At 76.6% G+C, this 6,077-nt stretch carries 6 protein-coding genes; 3 read left to right on the top strand and 3 right to left on the bottom strand.

Features of this window, described 5'->3' with window-relative positions:
• Window positions 1-41 precede the first annotated feature (41 nt).
• From AB0J68_RS24825 to AB0J68_RS24815, 3 genes are all read right to left on the bottom strand, one after another.
• The gene (locus AB0J68_RS24825; protein WP_046564157.1) at window positions 42-383 is read right to left on the bottom strand and encodes an RNA polymerase-binding protein RbpA; all 342 of its coding nucleotides are present in this window, start codon (window positions 381-383) and stop codon (window positions 42-44) included.
• 188 nt (window positions 384-571) lie between these two features.
• The gene (locus tag AB0J68_RS24820) at window positions 572-1,759 is read right to left on the bottom strand and encodes a hypothetical protein (RefSeq protein ID WP_363940611.1); all 1,188 of its coding nucleotides are present in this window, start codon (window positions 1,757-1,759) and stop codon (window positions 572-574) included.
• A 26-nt stretch (window positions 1,760-1,785) separates the two neighbouring features.
• A complete protein-coding gene (locus AB0J68_RS24815; RefSeq protein ID WP_363940610.1) occupies window positions 1,786-3,156 on the bottom strand; it encodes an MFS transporter in 1,371 nt (456 codons plus the stop codon).
• Between the two features lie 57 nt (window positions 3,157-3,213).
• Between AB0J68_RS24815 and AB0J68_RS24810 the strand changes: the two genes are divergently transcribed.
• The 3 genes from AB0J68_RS24810 to AB0J68_RS24800 are packed head-to-tail and all read left to right on the top strand — an operon-like array spanning window position 3,214 to window position 6,058.
• Window positions 3,214-3,861: a TetR/AcrR family transcriptional regulator gene (locus tag AB0J68_RS24810; RefSeq protein ID WP_363940609.1), complete on the top strand. Its 648-nt coding sequence runs from the start codon at window positions 3,214-3,216 to the stop codon at window positions 3,859-3,861.
• Window positions 3,862-3,917: 56 nt separating this feature from the next.
• Window positions 3,918-5,243, top strand: coding sequence for an NAD(P)-binding domain-containing protein (locus AB0J68_RS24805; RefSeq protein ID WP_363940608.1), 1,326 nt, complete (start codon window positions 3,918-3,920; stop codon window positions 5,241-5,243).
• Window positions 5,240-6,058: an SDR family oxidoreductase gene (locus AB0J68_RS24800; protein ID WP_363940607.1), complete on the top strand. Its 819-nt coding sequence runs from the start codon at window positions 5,240-5,242 to the stop codon at window positions 6,056-6,058. The genes AB0J68_RS24805 and AB0J68_RS24800 overlap by 4 nt, the downstream gene beginning before the upstream one ends.
• The last annotated feature ends 19 nt before the right edge of the window (window positions 6,059-6,077 follow it).

The raw sequence follows: 6,077 nt of genomic DNA, 5'->3' as shown, positions 1-6,077 counted from the left end.
CCCGGGGAATCCCCGGGGGCGCCGTGTCGTGCGGGTGCGGCTCAGGCGCGGCCGCGGCGGGTCCGAACCTCCTGGAGGCGTTCGGCGAGGATGTCCTCGAGCTCAGCGATCGAGCGCCGCTCCAGCAGCATGTCCCAGTGGGTACGCGGCGGCTTGGCCTTCTTCTGCTCCGGCTCGCTGCCGTCGACGAGTCGGGCGACGCTGCCGTCGAACTTGCATTCCCAGGTCGTCGGGACCTCGGCGTCGACGGCGAACGGCACCTCGAACTGGTGGCCCTTGGCACAGAGGTACTCGCGGGTCTGACGCGGCGCGAGCTCCGTGTTGCGGTCGGATTCGTAGCTGACCGCGCCCAGGCGGCTTCCGCGCAGCATACGCTCGCCCATGATCGACTTCCCCTCGTTCGTGGTGCTGGTCTTCTGGGTGTAACGGTGCTTTCCCGTCGCCCCATTCCCGCCCGAGGGCGTGAGGCGTCCACGGGTGAGCCGGACCCAAGGGTAGCCGGCTGAGACGGTGACGCCACGGCGGTGGCGTGTCGCGACTGCCACCGGGGATGTTAACCGCCCGAGCGCGGTCAAGGTTGCGCCGGCTGCGCACCCCGATCGGAAGCGCCCGCACCGCCGGGTGCGGCGGCGCCCAGGCGAGCCAGCGCCAACGCCAGGTCGCTGACCTGGTCGCCGAGCTGCGCCACCCGCCGCTGCGCCACGTCACGGTCGGCCTCGGCGGCGTCGAGCCGTACCGTCAGGGCGGTCAGCCGGCCCTCGGCGGTGGCGGCGGCCTGCCGCGCGGCGGTCAGGTCGGCGGTGAGGGCGTCGCGCTGCGCGGCCGTGGCGGTCAGCTCCGCGCGCAGCCGGGCGGCCAGCTCGGCGGCCTCCTGCCGGGCGTCGTCGGCTTCGGCGGCGGCGACCTGGGCGCGGTCGCGGGCCCGGTCGGCCTGTTCCCGGGCCCGGGCCGCGTCGGCGGCCTCGGCGCGGGTCCGCGCGGCGTCGGCGCGGGCCTGGTCGATCTGGCGGCGTACGTCCTGCACCTCGGCCTGCCATCGTCCGGCCCGCTCGGTCGCCTCGGCGGCGGCCCGGCTGGCCCGCTCGGCGTCAGCCCGCGCCGCGTCCCGCTCGACGGTCAGGTCGGCCGCGCGCTGCCGCTCGGTGTCGCGCTGCGCCCGCAGGTCACGCACCTCGTTGCGGGCCTGGTCCCGGTCCCGTTCGGCCTGGGCGCGCAGGGCCTCGGCGGCGCTGACGTCGTGCCGCGCCTGATCGCGGGCGGCCTCGGCGTGCTGCGCCCGTTCGTCGGCCGCGGTGGCCTGGCGCGCCGCCTGCTCGGCGCGCTGGCGGGCGTCGTCGGCCTCGGCGCGGGCCGCGCGGGCCTGCTCGCGGGCGCGCGCCGCGTCGGCCGCCGCCGTCTCGGCGTCGTCGCGGGCCTCGTCGCGTTCGGTCTGCGCCGCCGCGATCTCGGTGGCGGCCTCCGCGCGGGCCTGCGCGAGTTGCCGCTGCACGCCCCCGGGGGACAGCTCGGCGTGCAACGCCTCGGTCAACGTCTCGACGATCTGGTCGAGGCGGTCCACCGCCTCCCAGGTGCGGGCCACCTGACCGGGCAGGCCGGGCGCGTTGCGGTGACGCATCCGGCTGTTGCGCGAGGCGCGCTGGCAGGCGCCGTCGTTGTCGCGGCAGTAGCGAAACGGCCGGCCCGCGCCGACACGCTGCGGCACCGGTCGTCCACAGTGGGCGCACGGGCGGGTTTCGGTGGGGGTGAGCGGGGCGTCCATCGAGGGCGAAGTCTAGTGCCGGCCGCTCAGCTCGCGGCCCGGGCGGTCGTGTCCAGGGTGTAGCGGCGTTGCAGCAGCAGCGCGGCGAGCATCGCCGCCGCGGGCAGCAGCCCGAAGCCGTAGCGGACCGCCGCGAGCGCCGCGTCCGGCTGCACCGGCGACTCGCCCGCCGTCGACGCCACGAAACCACCCACGGCCAGGCACAGCGCGTACGTGTAGGGGCCGAGGGCCGCGCCGGTGGCCTCGGTGGCCGTCCACACCCCGGTGTAGGTCCCCGCGCCCGTCGCAGCACCGGCGCCGGTGTCAGCCGCGGCCGCGCGGATCACGTCGGGCAGCATCGAGAACGGCAGCAGCTGCATGCCGGCGAACGCCACCCCGAGCACCGCCACCGCCGCCACCAGCACCGGCAGGCCCGCCGGGCGACCCACCGCCAGCACCAGCGACCCGGCCGCGAACGCGCCCTGCGCGCCGAGCAGCGCTCGCTGCTTGCCGACACGGCGGGCCAGCAGCAGCCAACCGGGAGTGACCAGCAGCGCCGGCGCGACGAACGCGGCCACCAGCACCGTGGTCAGGCCGGGAGCGCGCAGCTCGTACTCGGCGTAGTAGGGCACCCCGGCCAGGACCAGGTGGGTGGTCGTGGACATGGCCAGGTAGGCGGCGACCAGCCAGCGGAACTGCGCGTCGCGCAGGGCGGTGCGCAGCGCCCGCCACCCGCCGTGGCCTGCCGTCGTGGTGCTCGCCGCGGCGCCGCGCAGCCGGGCGATGCCGGCCACGCCGACGAGCATGGCGGCGAGCATCCCGACGGCCAGGACCACGCCCATGCGCTGGTAGCCGGCGCGGGTCGCGGCGTCGCCGCCGGTCACCAGTGGGGCCAGCAGCCCGGAGGCCAGGATGCCGAGGGTCAGCACGACCATCCGGAACGCCATCAGCCGGGTGCGTTCGTCGTAGCCGATGCGCAGGTCGGCCGGGGTAGCCAGGTAGGGGACCTGGTAGGCGGCGAAGAGCAGGTTGCCGGCGACGAAGAACACGGCCACCCACGCGGCGGCCGGCACGCCGGTCAGGCCGCCGGGCACGGCGAAGAGCGCGGCGAACGCGACCGGCAGGGCGCAGCCGAGCAGCAGCAGCCGCCGCCGGTCGCCCCGGCGGGCCTGCGCGACGTCGGCGCGGTGCCCGATCCAGGGGTGCAGCAGCACGTCGGCGATCTTCGGCAGCAGCAGCGCGAGGCCGGCCAGCCACGGCCCGACGGCCAGCACGTCGGTGAGGAAGTAGAGCAGCAGCAGGCCGGGCACGGTCACCCAGACGCCCATGCCGAGCGAGCCGGCCGCGAAGCCGGCCAGCGGGCCGCGGGGCAGTGTCGCGTCGGTGGCGGCCGCGGGCCGCCGGTCGAGCCCGGTCATCGCCGCATCCTCTCCGCAATCCAACAGTTGCTGGATTCTAGGGGCAGAATGGCGGCCATGACCATGCCCCGACGCCGTCCGGGTCGGCCCCGGCGCGACGAGACCCGACCGACCCGCGAGGTGGTGCTCACCGCAGCCACCGCGCTGTTCGCCGAACGCGGCTTCGACGCCGTCGGGCTGCGGGAGGTCGCCGCCGCCGCCGGGGTGGACGTCGCCACGGTCGCTCACCACACGGGTACGAAGGCGGCCCTGTACGAGGCGTGCTTCGCGCGGGTGTTCGCCGTCGAGCGGGAGGTCCTCACCGAGGCCGCCGCGCGGGCCCGCGCGGCCCTCGAATCCGGGCCGGACGCGGCGCGGCGGGCGCTGCACGACCTGGTGGACGCGTTCGTGGACTTCCTCCAGGGCCATCCGGAAACCACCGCGCTGTGGCTGCGGCGCTGGTTGGAGCCGCAGCGGCACGCCGAGCTGGACCAGCGCTACTCCGAGCCGCTCTACCGGCTGGTGGCGGAGCTGCTGACCGCCGCGGCGTCCGCCGGCGCGCTGGCCGAGCCGACCCCGCACATCACCGTGCGCAGCCTGGTCTGGGCGACGCACGGGCACGTCGTGGCGCTGGCCGCGGGCGCGCCGGGCGCTCGGGAACGGCGCGAGTTCCGGGCGTTCGTGCACCGCCTCCTGGACGGGCTCTACGGACCCCCGAGGCCTTGACGGGCCGCCGCCACCCGACGATTATCCATCGGACGTTGGATTAATTGGGGGCAGCGATGCAGGCACCACCCAGGGTTGCGGTGATCGGCGCCGGCGCGGCCGGGCTCGCCGCCGTCAAGGCACTGCGCGACGCGGCCGTCGCGGTGGTCTGCTTCGAGGCCACCGACCAGGTCGGCGGCCTCTGGGTGTACGGGGCGCCCGACTCGCCCGCGTACCGCACGCTGCACCTGAACACCAGCCGCGGCCGCACCGAGTTCGCCGACCACCCGATGCCCGCCGACTGGCCCGACTACCCGGACCACACGCGGGTCGCCGGCTACCTGGCCGACTACGCCGACCGGTTCGGGCTGCACGACGCCATCCGCCTGCGGCACACCGTCGAGCGGGTCACCCGGCGACCCGACGGCACGTGGACGGTCGCCGCCAGCGGGCCGGACGGGCCGGTCGAGGTCACCGTCGAGGCCGTGGTCGTCGCCAACGGACACAACCGGGCGCCCCGGCTGCCCGACCCGGCGTACCCCGGCGCCAGCACCGCCGAGCAGCTGCACAGCCACGACTACCGGGGCCCCGAGCAGCTGACCGGGAAACGCGTCCTGGTCGTCGGGGGTGGCAACTCGGCGATGGACATCGCGGTGGACGCCTCGTACGCCGCCGAGCGGACCCTGCTGTCGCTGCGCCGGGGCGTCTGGGTGGTGCCCAAGTACCTGCTGGGCCGCCCGTCGGACACCCTCAACGGCGCGCTGGCCCGCCGGCTGCCGTGGCGGCTGCGCCAGCGCATCAGCCAGACGATGCTCACCGCCACCGTCGGCAGCCCCGCCCGCTACGGCCTCCCCGCGCCCACGCACGGCTTCCTGCAGGACCATCCGACACTCTCCGACGGGCTGCTGTCCCGGCTGACCCACGGCGACGTCGAGGCCCGCCCCGGCGTCGCCGCCCTCGACGGCGATCGGGTCGAGTTCACCGACGGCCGCGTCGACGAGGTCGACCTGATCGTCTGGTGCACCGGGTACCGGGTGGAGATCGGGTTTCTCGACCCCGAGCTGCTCGGTGGCGGCGCCGACACCCTGCCGCTGTACCGGCACGTGTTCCACCCCGAGGCCCCCGGCCTGATGTTCGTCGGGCTGATGCAGTCCACCGGCTCCGCGTTCCCCCTGGTCGAGGCGCAGGCCAAGCTGATCGCCGCGCAGCTCGCCGGCCGGTACTCGCTGCCCGACCCGGCCCGGCAGCGGGCCTCCTGCCGGGCCGAGCTGCGGGCGGCGACGGCCCGCTGGGGGCAACGCCGCCCGGCGATGCGGGTGGACTTCGACGCCTACCTGGCTGAGCTGACCCGGGAACTGGCCTCGGGCGCCCGCCGCGCCCGCCCGGCCGGAGCGCGCCGGTGACGGGCCTGACCGGCCGGCGGGTCCTCGTCACCGGCGCGAGCGGCACCTTCGGCCGGCACCTCGGCGCCGCGCTGCACGCCGCCGGCGCCCGGGTGGTCGGGCTCGACCTGCGCGCGGGAGGCGACGACGACCTGCCGGTGCTCGGCTGCGACCTGACCGACCCGGCCGCCGTCCCCGCCGCGGTGCACGCCGCCGTCGAACGCCTCGGCGGGCTCGACCTGCTGATCAACAACGCCGGGGTCGGTGGCCCCGCCCCTGCCGAGCTGCCACCCGACGAGGTGGTCCGCCAGCAGTTGGAGGTCAACCTGCTCGCCGCGTGGCGCACCACCGCCGCCGCGCTGCCCCCGCTGCTCGCCGCGCGCGGCCGGGTGATCTTCGTGGCCAGCCGGATGGCGGTGCTGCCGCTGCCGCTCGCCGCCGCGTACGGGGTCAGCAAGCGGGCCCTCGTCGCGTACGCCGACGCGCTGCGCCACGAGGTGGGCACCCACGTCGGGGTGAGCGTCGTCTACCCGAGCATGGTGGCCTCACCGATCCACGACAGCACCGCCGAGGCCGGGCTGTCCCTGCGGGGAGTGTCCCGCCCGGAGCCCGTCGAGGGTGTCGTCGCGGCGATCCTGCGCGCCGCCACCGCCCGACGGGCGCCCCGGGACGTGGCGACCACCCGACGCGGCCGGCTGGAGATGGCCGTCGGCCGGCACGCGCCCGCGCTGGCCGACCGGCTGGTGCGCCGTACCCTCGCCGCCCGGCTCGCCGCCGGTGACCTGGACGCCGCGCCGCTGGCCGCCGGGATGCTGCGCCGCCACCGGGGGCGGTGACCGCCAGGTCAGGGCGTGG

The sequence above is a fragment of the Micromonospora sp. NPDC049580 genome (genome assembly GCF_040675595.1).
Taxonomy (GTDB): Bacteria; Actinomycetota; Actinomycetes; order Mycobacteriales; family Micromonosporaceae; genus Micromonospora.
This window is presented reverse-complemented; position numbering and strand designations above follow the sequence as displayed.